The organism is Polaromonas glacialis, from assembly GCF_000709345.1.
Taxonomy (GTDB): Bacteria; Pseudomonadota; Gammaproteobacteria; order Burkholderiales; family Burkholderiaceae_C; genus Polaromonas; species Polaromonas glacialis.
Window position 1 is genome coordinate 1,075,397 of record NZ_KL448323.1, and the last position, 24,467, is coordinate 1,099,863.

Genomic DNA, 24,467 nt, shown 5'->3' on the forward strand with positions numbered 1-24,467 from the left:
TAAACAACGCGAACAAGTGAGCTGACTACACCCTAAACGATCTGGCCCAAAAAACTTCCGACAGTGCTTTACAGCGGGCCCCGCGCAGGTCGATCATGGTGGTTGGCAGCACGAATAAACCCAGCACCATGACCATCCATCGCGCCTTGGCCTTGCGTTACCGGCCTCACTGTTCAGCAGACATGGCCGGCCATCACCAGTTCGCCGGAAGATTTTGCGGTAGACCGCACGCCGCCCTGCGGCACGTCCCGGGCCTGCCCGGTGATCGCGGACTCCACTTGGCGGGCGGCTGGGAATGATCGTTTTCCTGGATTTCGACGGCGTGCTGCACTCGGAGCCCTGCGCACGAGACGAGTTGTTTTGCCACCTGCCTCTGTTTGAAGAAGTGCTCAGGGAGTATCCGGCGGTGCAGGTGGTCATCTCGTCGGCCTGGCGACTTGCCTACCGGCACCGCCCGATTTCGCGGTTGCGCGAGCATTTTTCGCCCGATATTTCCGGGCGAATCATCGGCGTGACCCCGGACTATCGCCGAGCCAATGAGACCATGGCGCCCAACGGGCTGGGCTTGTTTACCAGGCACTGGGAGTGCGTCGACTGGCTCCGAGCCCACCGGTCGGATGGCGCGCCCTGGCTGGCGATCGATGACCGGGAATATCTGTTTGCGCCCTGCTGTGGCAACCTCATCCTGTGCGATTCAGCAGTTGGTTTTACCGCAGCGCATGCATGCGAATTGCGGGCGCGACTTGGCCAGGCGAGCTTGCTCGATCAGGTCCGCCAAATGGTCCAGGAGTCCGGCTGCCCAGCCGGTTTTGACGCGGATGCCTGGCTCAAAAGCTGGCTGGCGGAGCCATTGCCTGCGCTGGATGGCACCCTGCCGGGCGCGTGGCTGGAACAACCAGAGGGTCAGGCGATGGTGTTCAGCATCCTGAGGCGCATGCAAAGCGGCGCCTACTCTTAACCGACCCGGGCCTCCACATGAAACTTTATGTCCTAACCGACCTGCATCTCGAGTTCGCCGGGTTCACGGCCGATCATGAGGCGGTCGATGCCGCCGATGTCATCGTGTTGGCGGGCGATATTCATCTTGGCGTGCAGGGCATCGCCTGGGCGCAGTGGACGTTTCCCGATAAGCCAGTGATCTACGTGGCCGGCAACCACGAGTTCTATGGCGGTCACTGGGACGTCCTGTTGCCCGAACTGAAGGAGCAAGCCGCTAGAAGCAATGTTCATTTTCTGGAAAACGGGGCGGTTACGATCGGCGGTATCCGCTTTCTGGGCACGACGCTCTGGACCGATTTTGAGTTTTTCGGGATCGAATCCAGAGCAAATAACATGGCAGTGTCGGAATGCCGGCTCAACGATTTTCGGCTTATCGCGGCCGGCCTCGCGCCCGAGCCGCAGAGCCGGTGCTACGAGCCAGCGCCCGGCTTCGGCGTCACGATGAGCCCAGGCCAGGCGTACGAGGGTCGGCTGACGGCGGCGCACACGCTGGAGCGGCACCAACATAGCCGGGCTTGGTTGCGCGCTGAATTATCAAAGGGCGATCCGGCTAAAACGGTGGTGATCACCCACCATTTCCCTCACCAAAACTCGTGCGCGCCGCAGTGGCTGGACGATCCCCTGACCAGCATTTTTGGATCAATCTTGCCAGACGAGATGCTGCTGGGCGCCAAGCTGTGGATTCACGGGCATACCCACGACGCCTGCGACTATCGCCTTGCCGATGCCAATCGCTCGGTGCGCGTTGTCTGCAACCCGCGCGGCTATCCGCTGGGGCGCCGGGCGCGCAGCTTCGAAAACGCGCGCTTTGACCCGGCGCTCCTGGTCGAGATTTAAGGGGTTTTCCGCCATCGGCTGCTATTTTGCAGACCAGGGGGTAGACGGTATTGATCCGCCGCGGTCGCGGCATTGCCAGGGGACTGGGCACGCAGAGGTGGTCGCCCCGATAACGTCGGCAATCCCGCAAAGAGTTCGGCCATCGTGCGCTGGTCTTCGGGCGGGATCAAATTGCGCACTTGCGCCATGCTGAGCAAAACAAACTGCTCACCATGGCGGCTGAGCACCTGCAACTGGCCTGCGGTTGCACGATCCAGGACGAGGCCATAATTTCGTGTAAATCTTGAGATTGGCGTCGCCACCTGATTCACGCTGGCAGCTTTGACCCGGGCCGCCAGGCGCTGCAGGAGCATGTCGTCGGTCAACGGATCTGCAGCCATTTTGCTGGAAGGCTTTCAATAAAGTTGGTGGTTTGCCTAGCACCGTCCAGGAAGCACGAAAACCATAATCTGATCGTTCCTGAGCCACAAATCAATACCCACTTTTGCAGCGATCGAAGGACCTCCAGATGATCAAGGTGCCCAAGGCAGCCCGGCCTGGCGGTCCAGTATTCGGTAGGGCAGGGCTGGCGTGATCAATATTGCCACCTTCTACGGCTGACCAGCCAAGTCGCCCGTATCAGTTGCGGTCACGCCGGTTACGTAGGCAATGACCAGAGCAGTTTTTTGTTATCCAAGGGCTCCAGGCCAGCGCCCTTGCCGAAAATCTGGCCTGTGTCGCTCTCAAATAAAAGCCGCATCTTCTGATTTGTAGCGCTGTACCACTCCCAAATTTTGACAACGTTATGCATTGCCCGCAGTCCGGTGGATTCGTCGTTGTCCTCAAAAATTAAAAGCGACTTCAAATGAGGCCTTTCATACGATTTGAGAATGTTTTCGCGCAAAACGCTGTCTTGCGCTATGAGCACAGTGAGCTGTGAATCCCCACCCAAGGTTGCAACGTAAAAGCCATATTTCGGCTGAAGAAAAAACATTGGCGTCAATGTCAACCCGACTTTGATGTCCTCCTCGAACGTTCTATTGACAAGTTGAAGTGGTTCATACGATGCAAACATTTAGCACTCCTCCGTCAAGCGTGAACCGGACAAAGCATCCGAGGCTTTGGCGCACAACGGGCCGCTGTGCTGCATGAAACATACGGACCGGTATCGGGCTGCTCGGCCACCACGCGCGCTCAAAAACTCTGCTTTGCGCGCAGGCAGTTGTCTTGCACCGTCATCAAGATCAAAAAACATATGTAAAACCCACAATATATTGTGTGGATTGTAGCTGTGTATTCCGCAAGACTTCCCGGTTGGCCAATACGGCCGTGGATGTTTGATGAATCGTATCGCTGCATTTGGCCAAGCCGTTCGAAACTGTAGGAAGGCGCAAGGACTGTCCCAGGAAGCGCTGGCTGAAAAAGCGGACCTGCATACCAACTATGTATCTCTGGTCGAGCGGGGACTGAGCGCGCCGGCGCTGGACACGATCTGTGCATTGGCGGATGCCCTGGGCCTGAGCGTCTCGGACCTGGCCCTGCAGATGGAAGCCCATGCAAAGCGCAGCCCGGACCTCGGCTATGACCAGGCGTGAACGGCACGGCGACGGAACCTTATGGCCCGGCGTGACGGCCGGCAAATCAGGCCTTGCATGACGCCAAGACCTTGGCAACAGTCTTTGGCTCAATCGCCTGGCGTCATTCGCTGCCAATTGTTTTCATACCCGAGCGTGCGCCCACCTACTGTGATTTTTCGGCTGATGCGCCGCTCGCCGGTGTTGACGACAAACGCGCCAGGCAACTGGTGCGTATCGCCTGCGTTGTAGGCAGCAGCAGCGCGGCCCAAGTTGAATGGCACCCCCATTTTTTTGAGGGTCTCGGTCGCCAGCGTTTCCAAGCTGCCGGCCGGAACAGTGGCTCCGGTGACTGAGCTCTTGCGCGTCCTGGCGTAGATGCCGAGGCTGATCCGCACAATGACTCCCTTATCGATCAGGGTAGTCAATGCGGCGGTGATCTGCGCAGGGCTGCCCAGTCCGGCGATTTCGGCCCGGAAGATCACATTGCCTGGCTGGCGTTCGATCAGACGCAAAAGACGATCGGACAGCTTCATGGCGTCGCGACCCAAATGAGAAACTCCAACGGCTGTCAAATTTGAAAAGCCGCTGTCAGTGGTCCGCTGTTGAGGGCGGTCAGGCTCGACACCGCCTGGATATCGACCTTCGTCTTTACGCGCCGAGGCTTTCGCGGCGGAGAAATCAACGCCAGCAGGTGCTGCATCTGGATGTCGACGGCTTGCCTTGCGCCCTCGAGTTTGGCGATCTGCTCTCGGAGTTGCTGGTTGTCTGCAAGCCGTTCGTCAGCGAGGCACTGAACTTTTTGTAACTCGTCAAGATGCGGTCGAGTCTGTTGGATTTGCAACTGCAGCAAGGCGATCTGGGCGTTTTTTGCGTCGATCTTGCCTGTCAACTCGTCATTCTGGGCTTGCAGGGTCTCGTTGCTCGCGATCGATGAGGCCAGAGCGATGCTGGTGTGCTCCAACTCGCCAGCGGCTCGCTCCTGCGCAGCGGCGAGCTGCAGCTGCAGCTCGCGCATGGACTCGGCCCACACCGCGTTGCCCAAGGCGTTGCAGAGTCGCTCGATCGACGCGGGCGCCGGGTGGGTGGGATGCACTTTTTGGGTCGCGAACCAGGCGTTGAGATGAGGCCCGACTGTCGAGTGACTGCCGCCTGTTTGGGCCGTGACTTTCTCGACCGTCACTTCAAGTCCTTGGGCCTGCAGTGCGTCGGCTGCGGCGAAAACGGCTTCTTTTGTAGCAAGTTTGCGTGTCATGCGATGTTCTCCTGGGGGTTAATCACCGTAATTACTGTAATTACAGTGATTACGGTGATTACGGTGATTACGGTGATTACGGTGATTGCGGTTGCTGGGACCTCCTGGCTTATGGTCAAGAGAGATTTCTAGATTGTTTCAAGTTATGGTTTGGTCAGGGGGCCGCGGCGCGGCGTAAGCAGTTCTTATTTCACTCCTATAAAACCAAGGCAGGTCACATAGTGCCTAAATAACCTGAGTTCTGGATAACGAAGGGAGTCAGTTCACGGCCAAGGGGTCCCGAGAATCCCATACTGCAATGCAAGGCTTCACGGGTTGCAGGCAGTACGCCACGATGCCGGCCATTAGGTTGACGGCGAAGTTCATGGGTGAACGGTGCCGGGTGTGCTCAATCTGGCACAGGTTTTTGAGTTCATCGAAAACGGTTTCCACCAGCGAGCGTTTGCGCAGCAGCGCCTGGTCAAACTCAGAATGCATGACCTCTTTCATGTTCTTGCGCACCCGCGTGACAAGGTCAATGCCCTTGTCCTTCATCTTCTGCGAAAACTCCTTGCCGATGTAGCCCTTGTCGGCGTACAGGGTGCCAAACAGGCCTGAGGCGATGGCCAGCAATCCCTTTCGGTCATCAACGTTGCCCGGAGTGACCTTGATGGCCAGCAGTTCGCCTCGATGGTTGATGACCGCGTGCAGCTTGAAGCCGTAAAACCAGCCAGTGGACGATTTGCCGCGCTGGGCAATATCCTTGAAAACCCTGTGGCGCTTGATGCGCAGGTTATGACAGACGGCCAGCGGTGTGGCGTCGGCAATCGACAAGCCTGTGCAGGTGCCCTTGAGCGTCTCGAACAAGGCCGCCAGCACCACAGCGCAACGCGGCATCAAGGCCACGAAGCGGGTATATGACAGTCGGCGGGGAAATTCCGAGGTCATGAAGCGGCACACGATGCCCCGGTAGAACTCCTTGAACTGCCGGCCGCGCATCATGTGAAACAGCACCGCAATCGTGGTCATTTCGGACAGCGCCATCGCGCACTCCCGGTTGCGCCGCCGTTTGTCGCCGCCCTCGTTGAGCAGACGCTGCTCAAGCAGAGGCTCAAATTGCTGGCAGAAGTCGTCAATGAGGCAGAACAGCTCTGTGGTCTTGTCCATGATGGGGCACCTCCATAGGCATCGGATGCGCCAATTCTGCAGTCAGTCACATCCTGTTTGCACGCCGCACGGAGGCTCCGCTTATCCAGAACTCAGGTTAAATACATTTTCAAGGTCGTCTACAAAGAGGATCAGTAACGGGACCAGATGTACTGGCTTCGAGTTCTAGCCTGGGGTGCGCCTATTTGATTGTTTTCCAAGGTCAAGCAGAGGGACGGCAAAGGTTGAATCCGCAAATAATTTGGCTACACGTGCCATAAAGGCACGCAAACTCTGGTGCTCTGCACAGTGCGGGCCATATGCTGTATATGAACAGTGTTTTTAAACCCGTCCAGACGGTGCTGCTTTCTGATGCGCCGTTGCTGGCGCACCTGTTCATCAGCCGCGTCTGCGCCGGCTTTGCGTCGCCGGCCGAAGATCTTGGCGTGGGATGCTAAAGGCTAAAAGTCTCGCATAAACAGTCACCTGAGGCGCCTTCCACCCGTACCAAGGTGATTTCAAGGTGGCCAAAAAGTGACTTCAGGATTTTTTTGCCTTCAGGGGGCGACTGAGTTATCAGATTGATGACGAAATCAAGGCCAAAGCCTTGTTTATGTTCGCTTTCCGGAGCGTGCTTGTGTTCTCACAGGGAAATATCTCCCACAAACTGTCACCTGTACCAAAATTCCAGCCCTACTGGGGAAATTTCGGTGGGAATTGTCGCCTTCAGGAGCCATTGAATTGTCAGTTCGACGCCAAAATAAAGGGTAAACCCTGATGAATCTCAAAATATTCTTGTCTTGGGAGGACAATTTTTTCCTCATGAACAGTTCTCCCAATTTCAGTCACCTGTGGATGCCGTGCCTCCCATATCCAGTCACCTGTAGGCCAGAGTCATCTGCGGTCCTGTGTTAGGAAATGCGATCTTGATGCGCCGAGTCATCGCATTGTGGGGAAGAAATTATTGGGCTTTTAAACTGGCTGCAGTCCAGCCAATACAAAATTTGCATCCGCGTGCATTCCTGCCACATCTTGCGCGCAAGCTTGGGGGCGTGGGATCCCATGGATATTCATGCGTTGCAGAAGATGGCCCTGCCAGTCCATTCCGAGTAGCCGCATCGCCACAGCCCGGATGAGCACGCCCTGTGCATAGGCGCCCAAAATGGCCTGTTCAGCGATCTGGTGCAAAGTGCTCGACTACTTGGGTGCGCAGCGCATCGAACCTGCCGTGAGCGACGGAAAAATCACGATATTGCTGACAGTGCCAAAAGTTACAGCAAAGTAAGAGCGCCAGGCCGCCTGAGGATTACGGTCGTCTATTTGCCGGCGAAGGTCAAACGTTCAGGTTCGCGTGTCGCGCGCGCTGACATCGCGTCGAGCAATGAAAATGCTTTTATGCTGGCGAAACGATGCACTTTTGGGTTGGTGAAATCGGTCAACGGCACGGCGCCTGCAACGATCAGGTTAGCTAGGAGGGTGCTGCTGTGCGTGTCATCTGCAACGACGTAGATCAGCAACTTTGTGGGAATGGGCTGCAGATGCTCAAACAAGAGATCCAAGAACGCTTGGTTTCCAAAACTGCAGGCGCGCTGGACATCCTTGTGCCGCCGCATCGCCAGCGCATGGAGTTTTTTCCCCTGAAGGCCTGCTGCGATAAACGTGGCCAGCAGTTCGCGTGCAAGTGCCCCTCCTGGCGTCGTAAAGGCAGCCTTGGAAAAGACATGGTTGACCGGGTGATTTTTATCCTGCAGGGCTGAATCCGAAAAAATGCGATCGCCATGCTTCGGGCTGAGCCTTGCCAGATAGGCTTTGAGCAGGGGATTGCCGTGGATTTGAACCGCGTCAATGCAAAGATGGTTAAAGAGGCGGCGCTCAAGACGTGGATCATCGGCAACAGCGCCAATCAGCCCATGCTCGAACAGTGCCTGCCAATGGGGCTGACCGTCTGCAGCGCAGGCGAGGGCGACCTCCAGGCTCCCGCCGGGCGAGGTCTGGATGAAATAATTCAGCATGTCGCTGGGGGCATTGGGCATGGAGGTGCGTCTTTTTTCTGCGCCAATGGCGCGCCAAATCTGCGCCAGTGCGGAGCGGGAATGAGCGGGAAAGTACGTGATGAAGCGGCATGGCTCATGGCCACATGAAACGGCTTGAAATTTGATAACTACATGATATCATTGAAGAATATTTGGGTTTCAGGCGCGATTGGGAAAGGTCGAGATAAGGTGTCAGATATGCGAATCTTGCGTTCGCAATGCAGCGGCCGTGAGTTCAATCCTCATCCCCTCTACCAAAAATTTTTCCACGAACGAATGACTTGCGATTTACTGTAAGTCACTTTAATTGTGCCTAAAGTGACTAACTGAATTTTGGTAAGTTGTGAATTTCACATCGTTGCTTAAACATTTCGTTCATTGATCCCATCCGTTAACTATTTCCCTGTTAGGTAGATGACAAAAAGAAGAATAAAAGTGTACTCAGCCATGAACTAAGTTTTGTCTGATCGACATGCTGATGGCGCTGGCAATTGGCCCTACATTCCTGTGCCGACATCCTAACGGACGTGAATTAGTCCAGTGCCTTGACCGTGGCCGAGCCGTCGAGGGTCAGGCTGCGCTGCAGCACGATTTTCTGGTGCAGTGCGTCGGCCAGCGGCTTTGAGCGGGCGTGGCGGATTCGCTGGAGCTCCTCCGCGCACAGGTTTTTGACCTCGGGCTCGATCTCGTAAACATTGTTCAATGTAGTGCAGCGCTTATCCAGCAATCTGGCTCTTGTGTTTCGCGTGGAACTCGAAGAAGTGGCGCCTGGCGTGTGCCTTATGTGGAGTTCATCATAAGGTCCAAGAACGACGCAGTTATATTCGATGCGGACGTAATGTTTTTCGCTGGCGAAGCAGCAGGTAATTTTTTCGATGTCGTAAAACAAACCGCAGACGATGAGGTTTTCGTTGCCCAATGGTTCGTTTTCGAAGGGTAAGCTGATTGACTTATTGCGCTACCAAGTTAGGGGGCAGTCTGAAATCGGGCGATTACTTTCATTTTCAGAAAATTTGTTTGCGTAACTATCGAGTTAATATTTCTTCGATGGTGAATATTTCGGCACCATAAAGCTCTGAGCAGATTGAGGTTTGATTCTCGGAACAACTTACCTTACCGGCAAATACCGGCGCCATTCCTAAAGATTCTTTTTCGGGAAGCATTATTGCCGTAAGCGGAAACTCTGAAAATGGACCATTGGGCTTCAATCCCGCATGACCGAAATCGCGCGGCGATTCAGACACGATAGCAACAAAGTGGTCAGTACCCGGTGGGCCTGCGGCGTCCATGCGCCAGTTCGAACGGGGTAAGTCAAGCTGTCTGTCAGCGCTGATACGGTTGTTTTTGTCAATGGCATTGGGAAACAATAGCCAAAACTGTGACTGGTCGGTTCCGACCATGAGCAGATAGACGTATCCGGGCTTGGAGGAACGAATTGAGAAGCGAAGAGCGTCCTTGCCAATGCGTACCTGTCGCTTGTCTAGAGAGATCGACACGGTGTGTTCGGTGTTGCGGGCCTGGATGATTTCCTCAAGCATCTTGAGCGGGTCAACCGGCTTTGCCACTGGCAATGCATTCTCTGCTGGAGCCGGCTGCGCTGTCGTTTGCACTGTTTGTTCTGTCGGCGGTAATTGACTGTTCGGCAGCACTTTGGACGCAGGTGGCACCGCCGCGTCTCGCGTCACGAGCCAAAAACTCACTGCCGCACCCGCCAGAATTAGCACGGCCCCCATCGCGATGACACGCATGTGTATGTTCGTGGGGCGCTTGCGGTCTGTGCTGCTGAATTCCTGGATGGCTAACGGCGCTTTCGGTTGCAGACGCACTATTGGTGGTGGCTCTTTGGCCTTTGCGCTTTGCAGGCCGAGTAGAGAGCGAAATTCGGCGACGCTTTGCGGCCGGTCTTGTGGCTTGACGCAAAGCGCTCTGTCAATCACCTGCAGGAATGCATCGCTGTATCGACCGGCCGCGCTTTTCGCCAGCGGTATCTGCGGATCGGAAACAATGCGTGCAACTGACGGAACTGGCGGACGGCCGGTGATGGCAAAATGAACTACCGAAGCAAGCGCATAAAGATCGGTCCAAGCGCCTTGCTGCATGGTTGCGACATCGGCATATTGTTCAATCGGCGCATACCCTGGCTTGAGAATGACGGTGAACGCCTGTGCCATGCCGCCGATGGCGCGTCGCGCCGCGCCAAAATCCAGCAGTAGCGGCCGGTCGTCTGCCAGCATCAAAATATTATCGGGCGCGATGTCCCGGTGAAAGCATTGTTCGGCGTGCAGCGTCTCCAAGGCATCAAGTAGCGGCGCCAGTAGCGATCTCAGCCACACTTCGTCTGGCGGCGTTTCCCGTCCGCGCAAGGTCTGCGTCAAGGTCAACCCCTGGTAAAAGGGCATCGCCATGTAAGCCGTACCATTGGCTTCCCAGAACCGGTAAACCTTCAGCAGGGAAGGATGGTCGAATTGCGCCAGCAACCGAGCTTCGTTGATGAAACTGCGCATTCCAGCCTGAAATGTCTCGGCGTGTCGTTCTGACTTTACGGTGACATGCAGCAGGCTCGAGCGTGCAGCCAGGCTGGAAGGCATGTATTCTTTCAGGGCGACTTTGCGTTGCAGCGAATGATCGTAAGCCAGATAAACTATCCCGAAGCCACCGCTGCCGATGACGCTAAGAACTTCGAATTCGCCAAGTCGCACGCCGGACTGCAGAACATTGCTGTCATTGTCCTGGGCACTGGATGCCCCAGGCCCCGTGGCTCCTGAAGGAGGCATGATGGTGCGGTCATCTTCGGGCGGCAGTGCGCTCATGGGGGTCAGTGGTCCAGATAAAGTGACATTTGATCCTTGCACATTACATCGTCTTCTGCCCCAATGCCACGCCCGTGAGAAAATTTTCGAAATGTGCCGCGGGCGGGAGTTCAAAAAATCCCTGCAATGACAAGGCGCCAGCCAATTCGTCATATGTCCACCACAGGCTTTTGCCAAATCCGCGAGCAAGCAGCAAATTGATTGCGTTGAAACCCAGCACGCCCTCGATGGCGCCAGGATTGGGCAGGTTCAGCATCATGGGAGCCTGTCTCTCTCCATTCCACCATGCGGCCCATTCGCGCGCGGCCTTGCGCTCTGGCGTACCGGACGGACAACAAGGGCCGAAAGGCGTTGCCGTCAATCGCATCTCCAGATCATCCACTGAAAAATCCACGTTGAGACTCGACAGTGCGATCTGTTCAATGGCAGCGAACCAGTTTTGCGCACCGAACACGGTGGCGATTATTTCTGGATGCGGCTGGAGTGACACCGCGATCGTGAGTGGAAAATGGCGGCCGACCTTGTCGATGCTCGGCATCAATACGCCGGCCCAGCAACTGGTGCCGCAGACACCGGGCAGCAGTGCAAAGTGCCAGATGGGACTGTTGAGATAAATATTTTGCCAGCGCTCGCGCAAGGCCGAACGGCTTGCAGCCAGCGCGTCCTGGAGCCAGGCGTCCCAAATATTGACGAAATCGGTGGGGAGCCGACGCGAGGCGAAATCACCGAGTGCTGGAATCTTGCCGTACCAGCCCGCCACCGGTGCTGGCGGGCCAGTCATCAAAGTTGGTTCGGACACTGAAACTGCTCCAGTTCGCGCAGCCTGAACGGATTTTGAACACTGCTGGTGAGGACTTCGAATTGCGCCTTGCGGCCTTCCACATTGAATGTTGCAACAAACTTTTCCGGCTGGCCAGTGTTTTCGATCTGGACCTGATCGAACATGCGGAACAAGGCCCACGGCCCTTCAAACACCTGGCCTGATGCGCCAGCGCTGGCCGGGCTCAATTGCAGGCGCACCTGCATGCTGCCGCGCGGACCCGGCCACTGCACTTGCACCGGGATTTGCGGCCCGTGGCTGTACTTCACCAGTTGTCCGTCGACATCCAGAATGAACTGCGTGATGGTGGCGTCCATTGCCACTGGCTTGAACTCAAGTCGCATGGCTGTGCCTTGCCCGCCGCTGCGAAAAAAAACCTCGCGTATGGCCTGCGCGCGCTGGAACTGCACCAGTGCGCCCGACGCATCCCCCAGGCTGGATTCGCCCATGTTCCGAAAAGTCCAGGGGCGGGTTGAGGTATTGACATACTGAGACAGATTTTTTTGAAAGAACTCGTCGATCAGGCCGCCTGCGGAGAACAGCCGGGTGAAGTCTTCCTGGGTCACATCACGCGTACTGCCTTTTATGAATGGATAGCGTCCGGCGGTTGCCTTGGTGCAGAACTCAAAGATTGAGGCTTTCATCGCCTGGCTCAGGTTGGCGCGTGTCACTCCCATGGCCTGATTGGTGCCGCCGCCAGAGAGGTTCAGCAGCATCGAACGGACCGGTTCAGGCATCCGGCTGCCTTCGGCCTTAATCTTGTTGGGCACGTCGCTGGGCGGCGGCGTGTTGCCGCCTCTGACCGCTGCTTCCGTGGCAGTCAGCAGTGCATAGAGTTCATTGATCAGGCCAACCGTCGTATCGATCGGCGCTGGAGCGCCAGCCTGGCTGCGCACCATGCGCCGGATGTTCTCGAAACGCTGGTCCACCAGGCTTTCCGGGCGCGACAGTGCGCTGGCGGTGGTCGCCGGCTTTTGCTGGCCGAACAGCTTGAGCAAATCCTCGCGTGTGTTTTTAACCTTGTCGCTGGCTTTGTCAATCGTTGACTTTTCTGTTTCCTCCACCTGGACCAAGGTGACTTCCTTGACAATCGCTCGCATCAGCAGCGGAAGCGGCGAATCTGGCGCCGACAGGATCCGCGCCAGCTGAATGCTTTGCTGTAAGCTGGCAGCCCGCAGCAGCTTGATGTCGTTGATGAAATCTTCCCAGGTTCTTGCATAGTCTTCCAAGTAGAGCCTGCGCACATCGTCCAGCAAATGCGCCTGCGCCGACAGGTCGTTCATCCGGGACTTTCCCTGAGTTCCAAGCACCCAGCCTTCCTCATCTGCCAGTTGGCCGGTGACGCGTTGCGACTCGCTAACAAATGCCTTGTGGTAGCCCTCGAAGCTGTAAAGCCCAGGCACTCCGCTGGTCAGGGGTTTTCCACTGGCGCGGTTGAACACCAGCGCGGCCGAGGGGCCAGCGGCGCTGGCAATGGTGAACTCCGGCAGCGTCGATGCCACGCCCTGGCGCTTGAGGCGGTTGTAGATGCGGGATGCCAGTGGCGTACGCGCCACTGCATTGCGGGCATCGGCGAGCAATTGCGAATCGGGCGGAGAAGGAAGAGTTGCCGCATCGCCGCCATCGAGCAGCATGCCCAGATGCCCTTCGAGTTGCTTGCGCTGGGGATGGCTGACCTCGAGGGGCAAACTGTTTTCCCAATCGGCTGTGATATAGGCTTTCAATGCAGCTGCATTGAAATGCTGGGGGTCATGCAGCATGATGTAGGCTTTCAACCCTTCATAAAGGAGTTCTGGATTGTTGCGCGCGTCCGTGCGAAGTTGCTGCTCGATCCGCAGCGCCAGCCGCGGCATGAAGGTGTTGTGAAGCAGCTTGCGGTAGGCATCGCGCGAAGCGGCGGCCAGCTTGTCGCCCTGGTAAAGGCCGAACCCCATCAAGAATGGGGCTGAGTCCGCGCCGCTAACGTCGGCGATCCGCTGGACTGATTCCAGCACCGGCAGCAACCCGACCACATCGGTACTGCGATTAGCGCCCAGGGTTTTCAGCTGGCTGGCCACGGCCGACTGCCTGGCATCGACCGCAGCGACATAATCCCGGTTCCGCGTGAAGCTGAGGGTCCACGCGGCCATGGCGCCACACGTAAACAGTACCGCCAGGGCCAATGCGCTGGCTTGCAGCAGCATGCGCCGTCGCTCCCAGCGCAGGTTGGTTCCTGCCAGACCGGCTTCCTGGAACACTACGTCTTTGAGCAGGCGCGTGAGAAAGAAGCTTTTGCCGCTCGGGCGCTGCGCGGCGAGCACTTTGCGGTCGAGCTGCAATGCACGCCCCAGGCTGCCCATGACCCGGTCAATGGGACTGCCTTCCTGTGTGCTGCTGGTCAAGTACAGGCCCCGCAACAGCGGCTTTTCAGTGAACTGCGAGGGCGCGAACAGATCGGCCATGAACTCTTCGACCACCTGCCTCAGCGTATGGAGTTGCTGTGGAAAAACATAAATCCGAGCCCGCTTTTGCGGGTCCCGCTCTTGTTGCAGCCGTTCGATCAGGCGGTCGTTGATGCGTTTTTCGAGCGCGTTGAATTCATCTGCAACGCTGGCTTGAACCGAAAGACCAGGCGTTTCAGGGTACGCAAACGATCCGCCCCAGATCTGCTCTCGCTCTTCCTTGTTGAACTCACTGAAAAATTCCATGAAACCCGCGAGCAAGTCCATCTTTGTAATCAGAACATACAGCGGAAATCGGATGTTCAACTCCTTGTGGAGTTCCTCGATGCGCTTGCGCAATGCATTGATGTGCGCGTCGCGCTGCGGGCCATTTTGTTCAAGCAAGTCCGCGACGCTCAAGGTCAGCAAGACCCCGTTGATGGGGCGTCGGCCCCGGTATTTCTTGAGCAGCTGCAAAAATCCGGACCACGCTGCGCTGTCAACCGCTTGATTGCTTTCCTGGGTCGTGTAGCGCCCCGCAGTGTCGAGCAGTACGGCCTCATTGGTAAACCACCAGTCACAATTGCGGGTGCCGCCGATGCCGCGTATCGCACCTTGTCCAAATCGGTCGGCCAGCGGAAACTGCAGGCCGGAATTAACCAGTGCCGTGGTTTTGCCAGAACCCGGTGCGCCGATAAAGATGTACCACGGAAGCTCGTACACCCATTGCCGTGTAAACCGGCCCAAACTGCCAGACAGCGATTTTTGCCCGTCTTGGCCCAGGCGCGCCTGCCTCAGCACCCCGACCGCCTCTTCGAAACGTTTGCCGAGCAGGGCGATCTCTTCAGCGCCTGGCTGGTTCTGGGCGGCGCCTTGCTGCACGCCCTGTTTTAACAAGCCCTCCATCAGGTTCGCATTCGCCCGCTTGGCCTTGAAAAATTTCCACGGCAGTTTGGCAACGTACACGAAAATGACGAATCCGATGACCACCATGCGCACCCTTTCGGACTCGAGCGGACGGTAATCAGCAACCGCGATGAGCGGTCCGACGAACCAGACCAACAAGGCGATGGCGCATAGACCCAGCAGCGCCATGACCCACCGATTGAAAACGAGCGAGATCAGCTTTTTAATCATCGTTCACACCTTGCGGATGGGACGGAGTTTGCTCAAAGGGCATGCAAAGCGCCATGCTAATTTCCCGCTGCCGGGGGTGTGACCAGCACGATTTCGACGCGCCGGTTGAGTGCGCGCTGTGCCGGCGTGGCGTTGGATCCGAGCGGCTCCGAATCGGCGCGGCCATCGGCGCTGTAGCGGGTGGGCGCGCGCGCCTTTTCCTTTAGCAGCGCCATGACGGCGACGGCCCGCTCTTGCGAGAGGTGCCAGTTGGACGGGAAACGCGCTGAGCGGATCGGCTGATTGTCTGTGTGCCCGATAACACGTACTTGCCCCGGCAGCGCGTCGAGCGCCTGGGCCACGCGCTGCAGAGGTTCGATGTAGTCCGGCGCGATGGTAGCGCTGCCCGGGGCAAACAGGCCATCGCCGCGAAGCGTCACCACGCTGCGATTTTCTTCGTCCCGCACCGCCACCAAGCCCTGCTTGATTTGCGGCGCCAGTAATCCGGCCAGCCGTGGTCTGGTTGCCAGCGGAACCGCCCTTGGAAGCGCTGGCGGCTCAGTGGACGGGACGCGCAACGCATGAATTAGCGCATACACCGGGTCCGATCTTTCATTCAAGGCATTGTTCAATCCCAGATACATCCCCAGCAAGATCAGGCCGAGGGCGCTAAGCGCTACCCATAAGGGCAGGGCGGTGAACAGGGCCTTGCGCCTGACACTGACGCCCTGCCAGTGAGGGGACAGCGCGCGCTCATAGTCACCGTGTTGCTGACCCAGCATTTGCGCCAGCCGCTCGCGCAAGGTTTCAATTGCTGCCTTGCCATTGTCCAGCACTTGGTAACGCCCCTTGAAGCTTAGGGCGAGACAGACATACATCAACTCCAGCAGATCGCGATGCGTCGCAGGATCTTCTGCCAGTTTGGATAGCAACTGAAAGAATTTTTCACCGCCCCAGGCTTCATTGTGGAATATGACCAGCAGGCTATGTCTGGCCCATGTACCCGAGCCGCCCCAGGGGGTCGATGCCGCCGTCTCATCGAGCAGCGTGCACAGCACATAGCGCGCCGCGACGATGGTTTCTTGCCTTGCGCCGGCTGCCTGCGCTCGCGCTTCAAACGACTTGATGCCTTGCACAAGGGAGTCGCGCAAGCCGGTCGGGTCCGAATGCTGCAAAGTGGCCTGCAGTTGCGGCACGAGGTCGAGCAGGGGGTTCGCCGCGGCCATCAGCGGATTCAGGCCATTGGTTGGCAGTGGTGCTTCAGCCGTGAAATCCCCGCGTGGTGCTGCGGACGCGACGGCTTGCGGAGCCGCTGCGGTCCGCCGCCCGGGCGTCGGCATGATGAGGGTGTGATCAGAGTCCGCCAGGGAAAAAGGATCATCCTGATTCATGCTTATCCTTTGATGCCCCAGAATTCAAGTTCCAGGCCGGGAAACTCACCAGCAATGTGCATGGCCATTCCTCCGGAGCGTTCAAGCTGGCCCCACAATTCTCCGCCGCGTTCAAGTTCAAAATAATTGAATCCGGCATGAAAGGGAATCTGCCGTGGCGCCACCGGCATGGCGCGCAGGGGAATGCCCGGTAACTGAAGATTGACCAGGTCGCGTATGCGCTCGACCGGTCCAATTTTGACCTGCGAAGGAAAGCGGGTGCGCAAAATTTCAGGCGATAGCTGGGCATTGACCGCCAGCACAAAACTTGCGCTCTTGAGCAAGTCCTGGTCGGCAATGATGGCGACCCGCACGCCGAATTTGCGGTCCTGCAAATCAATCGGTACGGCGCTGCGGTGCAGCACCATGCTCAGCGAGTGGCGCAGGTCGGTGACAAGCGGGGCGAACGACTTTGCCAGGTTATCGTGCAGGTAATCGGAATAGACGGGAGCGCGCCGGCTCTCGCGGCTGAAGGTGGACAGCTCCCCGGCGAGTTGCAGGCAGGCGATGAACAACTGCTGTGGATGCATCAGTCGCGCACGTGTAAAGTGAATGAAAGCCGGTTCATAGCGATTGATGGTTTGCAGCAAGAGAAAATCGGCAATTTCGCCAACACCACCACGGCCGGGCTGTGTCACCTGTGCGGCAAGCTCTTCACCGCGCTGATGGAGCAGGCCTGCAAGCTCGCGCGTGTAACCGGCCAGCGTGCCGTTTTCGCTGACGCCGAGCATCGGTGGAATGTAGGGCTTGTCCAGCACCAGTTCATTGTCAGCACGCCGCTCGATCAAGCGCACCACGCCCAGGCAGGCATAGGCATCGGTGACATCGCTTTGCAGCATCAGACGCATGCGCAACTGGCCGACTTGAATGCTGGCGGCACTGTCCGCCGTGTTGTCGGAGACTTCAAGGTCGTTGACGGTGTAACGCGCCAGCCCCAGTTCACTGTCCGGTTCGAATCCGCTTTCCCTGGCGCCAGCGCGACGTAAGGGAACCGCCAGAACGATGAGCTGGTCCTTGGCGCTGGAGGGCACCTCCAGCGGCAGGGGGCCTGCCTGAGTGGCAGGGAAATCGAAGGGCGTGCCGTCGGGGAAAATTCCGCTGCCCTGAGACAGCGCCAGTTTGCCCAGCGCCAGGGACGAGTCGTCCAGTGCGAGCCTGACAAAACCCCAGCCATACGGGGTCGCTGGTGCCACGCGCGCTTCGATCAGCTTTTCGAGGTAGCGGTCATGCTGCTGAAAATGCTGCGGCTGCAGAAACATTCCCTCGGACCAGATGACCTTGTATTCCCTCGACATGTTTTATCCCTTGATTTTTTTAAGAGAAGCGCCCTTGACTGGCGTAACGAATTTGTGTGAGATCCAGGCATCATTTTCGAAGGATCAAAATATCCCGCTCCTGCACGCTAATGGTGACTGGCGTGGTTTCATGCAGCGGCGCGGGCAGCGAGGCACGCCACCTTGACCTTTCAATGTCCCGATACCCGGCAACCACTGCGACAAAGCGTGTCTGCGCGTTGAGTTCGCGCGTGAACTTGCGGTTTTCTCCTGGCTGCAGGACCATTTCTTCCTTAGCTACCAGATCATTTCCAAGAGTCTCTTTGTCCCGATCAAACAATGAGGCAAAGTCGGCATTTTCAAACGAAGCCAGGCTTTTGAGTTCAAACAGGCGCGCCACCACTGGCGAAGCTCTGCCGCGCGCGTCTGGGTTGACATCGGGGGCTACTCCCAGGTTGACCTGAAAAATGGTGGGTTTGGGTGGTGGTGGTGGCGGAGGCGGTGGCGGTGCCGGTTTGGCGCATCCAAGCAGGGAGAAATTCAGGATCAGCAATGACAAGGAAACTCGCCACCCCGCGCGGAAATAGCTTTGCAAGACCATGACAAACTCCTGCTTCCCGTGGTTAGAGAATTTTGCCCAATGAGCGCTTCAACACACTTTGCCGCCGACCAGCTCACCAGCGTTGCGTGCTTATTCGCATGTTTGCGTTCAAATACTTGGCTGGGCACCGAGTCCGAATCATTGGAATCACTCCGCCACTAAAAGGCAGAACGTTATTCAACGCAAAGTTCGGGGTCAGGCACAACGCATTCTGATGGCTCTGCTTCTTGATTCGGCCCTCCGATTCCGCGCACAGTAACGGTACTGGCAGGGGCAGGAAATTTCAGCGCTTTCGGCATCAAAAGCCACATCCGGCCATCTTCTTTCATACGACTCGCCTGCACAAAGGCCTTGGCGCCAAATCCCCAGAAATAATCGGCGCGGACCGCTCCCCGGATGGCCCCGCCGGTATCCTGCGCCAGCATCAGCCGGTTCAGGGCACTGCCCGACTGCCGGGTCGAAATGAAAACCGGGAAACCCAGCGGAGTGGTACGCGGATCGACTGCAACCGAGCGGCCGGCCGTGAGAGGAACACCGAGCGCACCGATCGGGCCGCCGTCATTGTTGGGAATTGGGCGAAAAAACACATAACTCGGGTCGCTGTTCGCGCCCGCATTCGGAGCCTGGCTGGCAGTTGGCGCGGAAATCAGAGGGGGCGCCTCGAACCGTTCGCGCCTTTCCTGTTGCGCGGCGTGCGGCTCTGGCTTACCGTTCTGGGCGCCATCGCTCAAAGCGGGCGCAATGCGGGGCGGAGAATTTTGAGACGCCGCTTTGGTTTGGCCGCTTGCCAACAGCGCTTCAATCATGAGGTCCACCTCTGTGGCGCTGCTTGCCTGGCGCTGTGCTTTTCGCACGCCACGCGTGACGGGCAAGTCATCGTCTGCGGAAGGCCCCATCGCCTGCTCCAGTATTTTTGCTGGCTCGTCCTCGTCCTGCGTCAACGCCGGTCCGAGTCCCCGCGTGGCAATGGTTTGCCGCCTGCCCTTGCTGTTGACTATTTGCGGCAGGGCCGCCAAGGACGGGGAGAACGGGTGGCCGTTTTGCTCCCCATAGGCAACCCGGATGATTTCGCCGCTCGGCAAGCGCACCTTTCCTGAACCCTGAATCTGCATGGAATACAAGGTGGCAGGGTTGTCAACCCAGACAATCACGCTGGCGTTCAGCATCCGGCCGCTTTCAATCTCTTGCCTGGAAAAATAGGGCACCACGCGCTCGCCGTCAATTCGCAAGCGGAGCCTGCGGGTGCGGATATCAGGCGCAATTCCTGCAATCTCCAGCTTGTAGCTGACGCGGCTGGCAAGGTCCTGGGGCTGCAGTGGAATCACTTCGCGGCGTTCGACACGGACCCGAATGTCGGCACCATTGCGCCCGGTCGGCAAGGTGCGTGAATCAAGGTACAGCATGTCGTCTGGAACAGCGTGCACCGGATAGACATAAGGCGCACCGTAACGGCGGCTGCCATTGAGCAAGGGCTCGTAATAGCCGGTGATCACTCCTGCGGGGACGCGGTCGGTGTTGTAAATCTGGTAGAGCGTGAACTCCTGTTCAAAAAAAATGCGCAGCGCCCGTTCGTCGGAACCATCGATGCGGCGCGAACGGCTGCAGGGTTGATCCCATGCGTTTTTTCGTTGAAGCGCTGTGCAGCTTTGACGAAATGCCGGCCAGGCATCGCCCAGCCTGTCATCGTGCCACCCCGGCAGTTCACTGAAACTGGCCGGCTCGAAATAAGCGTATTTGGTGCGAAATGGTGCGCGCAGTGCCGTGTCGGCCGGGTTTGCCTGGGCGGGCGCCGGACTTCCTTCCTGGGCCATGCCTTCGCATGAGGTGAATGCAACTGTCATGCAAATCAGAACGGATTGACGTATCACGGCGCCGGCATCCTTGCTCACAATCATCGTACAGTCTGGGTACTGCGACCAAGGCCGCAGCATTTCAAACATTATCACTATGCCCATGGAAGTCAATCACTTTGCCCATGGATTTTCAAAGGGGTTTGCAGCTCGTCTTTCCTGCCGAGCTTTGAAATATCTGGTGACGCTTTCGTTTGGCGTGGTCTTGTGAAGCTCCGAGCTAAATGGTAATTTTCATGTCTGACTCATGTAAAAAAGTTAAAAATTCAGAGTTGCCGGCCAGCCCGACAGCAGCTCTGTCAACAATAAATCTGGCTGCCTGGGAGGTCGTTGATGTCTTGCATCCGGCATTTCATGTCAGTTCGCGCCATGGGTTGCCTGGCATTGCTCATGGCCTCGTCGATTTCCATGGCGCAGGACGCCACACGGGTTGAAGGCTCAAATGTTTTCCAGCTCGCCGCCGCAAGGTTGCACGATGCCGAAACGATACGAACCCTGAGCACTGAAGGTCAGCTGCTTTATCAAAAGGACCGTATCAAGCTCGACGGTGCCATGTATTGCGCCCAAGCCATTGCGCTGGCCGAGCGCGGCGAGTTTCGCCTGAGCATCCAGGCGGCCAGCAAGGCGCTCATTCTTGGCCAGCAGCAGGACAATGGCAATCTGGTCGCCTCTGCTAAGCGGGATCTGGCCATTGCGTACAGCTATGCCGGTGACCTGGACCGCGCGGAAAAATATGCGCGCGATGCGCTGGCCGGCGCATCGCGCATCACACCAGTCATTGCCGGCCCGGCTTACAAGACCCTGGGCGATGTCCAGGCCAGGCGCGGCAGACTGGCCGATGCCATTTCAAGCTATCAGGAAGCGCGGCAAGTCGCCAGCGCCAGGTTCCGCCCCCTGGTGGACATTTCGCTGGCCAATGCCTATGTGGCCGATGGCAGGCTGACCGAGGCGCGTGCTCTGTACGACCAGATGGGGCTGCCCGACAACCTGGCGTTGCAGCAGGCCTACCAGCGCGGCCTTGGCAATCTCACGTTGGCAGAAGGTAAGCCCCAGGAGGCCATGAAGATTTTTTCACAGGCCGCGGCGCAGGCCACCGGCAGCGATGCAGCTTATCACCGGCTGTGGGCCCAGGAAGGCAGGGCGCGCAGCCTGCTCGCCCTTGATGAGAAGGCGCAGGCGCGCGAGGCTTACATGCAGGCAGCCAGAGAATCCGAGTCGATACGGGCGCGATTTCGCAGCGAGGAATTCAAGACCGGGTTGTTTGGCGATGTCCAGCAGATATTCGATCGCGCGATTTCCTTGTCCATGGAGGCCGGCGAAGTGCAGGCGGCATGGCGCTTGAGCGAAGCCAGCCGCTCGCGTGCCTTGCTTGACATGGTGCGCGAGCGGGTGTCGCTGGCCGGGCCTGGCAATGACGCGCCCTTCAATGCCGAGCCTGTGGGGGACGATCAAGTGGGTGCTGCGCTGCGTGCGGGTGAGGCCATCGTCCAATACCACAGCCTTGATGACCGCCTGCTGGCCTGGGTGTTGAGGCCGTCGGGCCTTCAAGGCTATGTCCTGGATCCTGGCCGGCAAGCGCTCGAACAGCGCGTCCAGGCGTTTCGCGAATCGGTTTTCCAGCGCCGGCCGCAGGCGCAGCAGTTGGGCCGCGAACTCCATGCCCTCCTGATTGAACCGCTGGGATTGAGCTCGAACGAGCGCCTGCTGATCGTGCCGCACGCTTCCCTGCATTATTTGCCGTTTCAGGCGCTTCGCGACGCAGACAGTTACTTCATCGAAAGGCATGCATTGGCCACCGCGCCCTCGGCCAGCGTGGCGATTCAGCTGGTCAGGAGAAATCATGGCGGGGCCGGCAACCTGGTGGCGTTTGGAAATCCCGGCACCGATGCCAGGCTTGCCTTGCCGGGCGCGGAACGCGAGGTCAACCAGATCGGAGCGCTGTTTAGCGACAAAAAGATATTCCTGCAGAACGACGCGTCAAAACGGCAGTTCCTGGACAACGCAGGCCAGGCCGGCATCCTGCATCTGGCGACGCATGCAGAAGTCGATGTGATCGATCCGCTGCAATCGCGCATCCTGCTCGCGCCTGAAGCCGGCGACACCGGCTTTCTCAATGCCCGCGAAGTCTATGACGTGGACCTCAAGAAGGTCGCGATGGTCACCCTCAGCGCCTGTGAGAGCGGGCTGGGACGAATCGCCCGTGGCGATGAAATCCTTGGCTTTACCCGCTCTTTCTTCACGGCCGGCGCATCGGCCTTGTTTGTTTCACTCTGGCCGGTGGCCGACGATTCAACCGAACTCCTCATGAGCACCCTGTACAAAGAACTGGCCAGCGGCAAGCAGGCCATAGTCGCCATGCAGACGGCACAGGTCACCGTGCTCAGGCGGGAAAAATTTGCGCATCCGTTTTTTTGGGCACCCTTCAATCTGGTGGGTAACTGGCGCCTGCAAATCCGAAGCTGAGCCGCACAGCCATGTCGCGCGCCATGGCTCATTCCCGCCAGCCAGGTGCGTACAGCTGGAAATCCGACACTCACTTTCTGGAAACCCGTCCGTGAAAAAAACTGAAAAGACCTGCCAAGGCCATGTGTGGCAACAACAAATTGCAACCCCTGCGCCCGGCACTGGCGCCAAGGTCCGGCTGCTGGAGGCGCTCGGGCTTGGCGCCCTTCTAATGATGGCTCCCGACCTCTGGGCGCAGAGCCCGCCCGATGCCGGGCGTGCCTTGCGCGAATCGGCTCCGGCCACGGCACCGCCTCGCCTGTCGGCCGAGCCGCCACTGGCTGTTCCTGCTGCTCCGGCCACGCCCGCACCGGCATCGCCGCCCGGCGGCAGTGTTTCTTTCGTGCTGCGCGAGGTCGGCTTTACCGGAAACAGCGTGTTTTCCGATGCGACGCTCGCGCCGCTGGTGGCCGGCAAGATCGGCCAGCCGGTCAACCTGGACGATCTGCAGGCACTCGCCGCCCAGGTGAGCGACTATTACCAGCGCGCAGGCTATATCCTGACCCAGGTCGTGGTGCCGCCGCAGGATGTCGGCTCAGGCCGCGTCCGGCTCTCCGTCATCGAAGGGCGGCTGGGCCGCATCCGCATCGAACGGCTGGCTGACATTCCGATGCCGGAAAGCGCCATCACTGCGACGCTGGCGGGGCTGCAGCCCGGCAAACCGCTGAACCAGAAGCAGCTCGAACGCGCCATGCTCTTGCTGACGGATTTGCCGGGACTGGCGCCCGAATCGTCGCTGGAGTCCGGCAACGAGCCGGGGACTTTCGACCTCATCGTCGAACTCAAGCCGGCACCGCGAACGAATTTCAGTGTCGATGCGGACAACTATGGCTCGCGCGTGACCAACGAATACCGGCTGGGCGGCTTTGCCCGCATCAACAGCCCGTTCGGCCTGCGTGACAACCTGGACCTGCGCCTGCTCAGCTCCATCGGCACCGGGCTAACGTTCGGCCGGATCAGCTATGAGCTGCCGCTAGGTTACTCGGGGCTGCGCGCCAGCGTGGCCTATTCGCACCTCGACTATGAACTGGGCAAGGACCTGGCGGCGCTTGGCGCCAGCGGGAAGGCCAAGGTCTATGAAGCGGCGCTCACCTATCCGTTCATACGCTCGCGCGCCCAGAATCTGTTCGCAAAACTCAGCATCGAGGATAAAAGGCTTTTCGACATCATCGCTGCGGTGGCGCAGGCGTCCGACAAGCGGCTGCGCAGCATGGGCGCGGGATTTGTCTATGAAGGGCGTGATGCGCTGGGGCTTGGCGGCTATACCAATGCTGGCGTGACTGCCTACTTCGGCAAGCTGCACATCGACTCGCCGCGCGACCTCGCGCTGGATCAGGGCGCCGGCGGGCTCAATACCCAGGGCCGCTACACGCGCATCGTCTATCAGGCGTCGCGGCTGCAGTCCCTGTCGCCGCAGACCAGCGCGCTGGTGGCGTTGGCCGGGCAGTGGGCAAGCAAGAACCTGGACAGCGCTGAAAAGATCGCGGCCGGTGGCCCGCGCGCGGTCAGGGCTTACTCGTCGTCGGCGGGCATTGGCGACGAGGCCCATATATTGAATGCAGAATACCGCTGGAGCTTCAGACCGGACGCGGTGGTCAGTGTGTTTTATGACGCCGGCTGGGTCCGGTTCAACCACGATCCCCTGCCGGGGGCACCCAACACCCGCACGCTGCGCGGCTACGGGCTGGGTTTTTTCTGGAGCCCGGCCAGCGGCGTTTCGCTGCGTACCAGCCTGGCTTGGCGTGCCAGCGACCGTGAATCGCCCGGCAACGACCGCAATCCTCGGCTGTATGCCCAGCTCGTCAAGGTCTTTTGAGTCCCTGGCATTGACATGTTGGAGGA

20 protein-coding genes are annotated in these 24,467 nt (G+C 58.5%); 6 read left to right on the top strand and 14 right to left on the bottom strand.

Features of this window, described 5'->3' with window-relative positions:
- The first annotated feature begins 295 nt into the window (after positions 1–295).
- Positions 296–958, top strand: a complete 663-nt coding sequence (locus EC86_RS0105525) for an HAD domain-containing protein (RefSeq protein ID WP_051675735.1) — start codon at positions 296–298, stop codon at positions 956–958.
- Positions 959–975: 17 nt separating this feature from the next.
- The gene (locus EC86_RS0105530) at positions 976–1,836 is read left to right on the top strand and encodes a metallophosphoesterase (protein ID WP_029524681.1); all 861 of its coding nucleotides are present in this window, start codon (positions 976–978) and stop codon (positions 1,834–1,836) included.
- Here the strand turns inward: EC86_RS0105530 and EC86_RS0105535 are convergent.
- Complete coding sequence (locus tag EC86_RS0105535; RefSeq protein WP_232229800.1) at positions 1,833–2,201, bottom strand: hypothetical protein; 369 nt, start codon at positions 2,199–2,201, stop codon at positions 1,833–1,835. The genes EC86_RS0105530 and EC86_RS0105535 overlap by 4 nt on opposite strands.
- Positions 2,202–2,473: 272 nt before the next feature.
- Entirely contained in the window at positions 2,474–2,890 is a 417-nt protein-coding gene (locus EC86_RS0105540; protein WP_029524683.1) for a hypothetical protein, read from the bottom strand.
- A gap of 265 nt (positions 2,891–3,155) precedes the next feature.
- On the opposite strand from EC86_RS0105540, the gene EC86_RS0105545 reads away from it, so the two are divergent.
- On the top strand, positions 3,156–3,410 hold the full coding sequence (locus tag EC86_RS0105545; RefSeq protein WP_036771870.1) for a helix-turn-helix domain-containing protein: 255 nt from the start codon (positions 3,156–3,158) through the stop codon (positions 3,408–3,410).
- Positions 3,411–3,499: 89 nt separating this feature from the next.
- Here the strand turns inward: EC86_RS0105545 and EC86_RS0105550 are convergent, their stop codons facing one another.
- The 3 genes from EC86_RS0105550 to EC86_RS0105565 form a co-directional block, all read right to left on the bottom strand.
- Positions 3,500–3,925 carry a DUF6088 family protein gene (locus EC86_RS0105550; RefSeq protein WP_029524685.1) on the bottom strand — a complete coding sequence of 142 codons (426 nt, stop codon included), beginning with the start codon at positions 3,923–3,925 and terminating at the stop codon, positions 3,500–3,502.
- A gap of 35 nt (positions 3,926–3,960) precedes the next feature.
- Positions 3,961–4,644, bottom strand: coding sequence for a DNA-binding protein (locus tag EC86_RS25930; protein ID WP_036771873.1), 684 nt, complete (start codon positions 4,642–4,644; stop codon positions 3,961–3,963).
- A 258-nt stretch (positions 4,645–4,902) separates the two neighbouring features.
- Complete coding sequence (locus EC86_RS0105565; RefSeq protein WP_029524686.1) at positions 4,903–5,790, bottom strand: IS982 family transposase; 888 nt, start codon at positions 5,788–5,790, stop codon at positions 4,903–4,905.
- Positions 5,791–6,098: 308 nt separating this feature from the next.
- On the opposite strand from EC86_RS0105565, the gene EC86_RS30345 reads away from it, so the two are divergent.
- Complete coding sequence (locus tag EC86_RS30345; protein ID WP_269635689.1) at positions 6,099–6,227, top strand: hypothetical protein; 129 nt, start codon at positions 6,099–6,101, stop codon at positions 6,225–6,227.
- Positions 6,228–7,085: 858 nt separating this feature from the next.
- Here EC86_RS30345 and EC86_RS0105580 read toward each other — a convergent pair.
- The 9 genes from EC86_RS0105580 to mltA all read right to left on the bottom strand — a co-directional run bounded on the left by EC86_RS0105580 (position 7,086) and on the right by mltA (position 20,168).
- Positions 7,086–7,802, bottom strand: coding sequence for a hypothetical protein (locus tag EC86_RS0105580; RefSeq protein WP_029524688.1), 717 nt, complete (start codon positions 7,800–7,802; stop codon positions 7,086–7,088).
- Between the two features lie 532 nt (positions 7,803–8,334).
- Positions 8,335–8,721: a hypothetical protein gene (locus tag EC86_RS28550; RefSeq protein ID WP_156955224.1), complete on the bottom strand. Its 387-nt coding sequence runs from the start codon at positions 8,719–8,721 to the stop codon at positions 8,335–8,337.
- A gap of 106 nt (positions 8,722–8,827) precedes the next feature.
- Positions 8,828–10,612 (bottom strand): serine/threonine-protein kinase, encoded by a 1,785-nt coding sequence (locus tag EC86_RS0105595; RefSeq protein WP_051675736.1) that lies wholly within the window; start codon positions 10,610–10,612, stop codon positions 8,828–8,830.
- A gap of 43 nt (positions 10,613–10,655) precedes the next feature.
- On the bottom strand, positions 10,656–11,411 hold the full coding sequence (tagF, locus tag EC86_RS26930) for a type VI secretion system-associated protein TagF (protein ID WP_156955225.1): 756 nt from the start codon (positions 11,409–11,411) through the stop codon (positions 10,656–10,658).
- Positions 11,393–14,989: a type VI secretion system membrane subunit TssM gene (gene tssM / locus EC86_RS0105605; protein WP_029524691.1), complete on the bottom strand. Its 3,597-nt coding sequence runs from the start codon at positions 14,987–14,989 to the stop codon at positions 11,393–11,395. The genes tagF and tssM overlap by 19 nt, the downstream gene beginning before the upstream one ends.
- 56 nt (positions 14,990–15,045) lie before the next feature.
- Positions 15,046–16,359 (bottom strand): DotU family type VI secretion system protein, encoded by a 1,314-nt coding sequence (locus tag EC86_RS0105610; protein WP_029524692.1) that lies wholly within the window; start codon positions 16,357–16,359, stop codon positions 15,046–15,048.
- 2 nt (positions 16,360–16,361) lie between these two features.
- Complete coding sequence (gene tssK / locus EC86_RS0105615; RefSeq protein WP_029524693.1) at positions 16,362–17,693, bottom strand: type VI secretion system baseplate subunit TssK; 1,332 nt, start codon at positions 17,691–17,693, stop codon at positions 16,362–16,364.
- Positions 17,694–17,763: 70 nt separating this feature from the next.
- Positions 17,764–18,273, bottom strand: coding sequence for a type VI secretion system lipoprotein TssJ (gene tssJ, locus EC86_RS27565; RefSeq protein ID WP_084181181.1), 510 nt, complete (start codon positions 18,271–18,273; stop codon positions 17,764–17,766).
- A 173-nt stretch (positions 18,274–18,446) separates the two neighbouring features.
- Positions 18,447–20,168: a murein transglycosylase A gene (gene mltA, locus EC86_RS29825; protein WP_232229802.1), complete on the bottom strand. Its 1,722-nt coding sequence runs from the start codon at positions 20,166–20,168 to the stop codon at positions 18,447–18,449.
- A gap of 309 nt (positions 20,169–20,477) precedes the next feature.
- Here mltA and EC86_RS0105630 point away from each other — a divergent pair, with 309 nt between their 5' ends.
- Both EC86_RS0105630 and EC86_RS0105635 read left to right on the top strand, forming a co-directional pair.
- Positions 20,478–22,586 (top strand): CHAT domain-containing protein, encoded by a 2,109-nt coding sequence (locus tag EC86_RS0105630; RefSeq protein ID WP_051675740.1) that lies wholly within the window; start codon positions 20,478–20,480, stop codon positions 22,584–22,586.
- 91 nt (positions 22,587–22,677) lie between these two features.
- Positions 22,678–24,441 (top strand): ShlB/FhaC/HecB family hemolysin secretion/activation protein, encoded by a 1,764-nt coding sequence (locus EC86_RS0105635; protein WP_051675741.1) that lies wholly within the window; start codon positions 22,678–22,680, stop codon positions 24,439–24,441.
- Positions 24,442–24,467 lie beyond the last annotated feature (26 nt).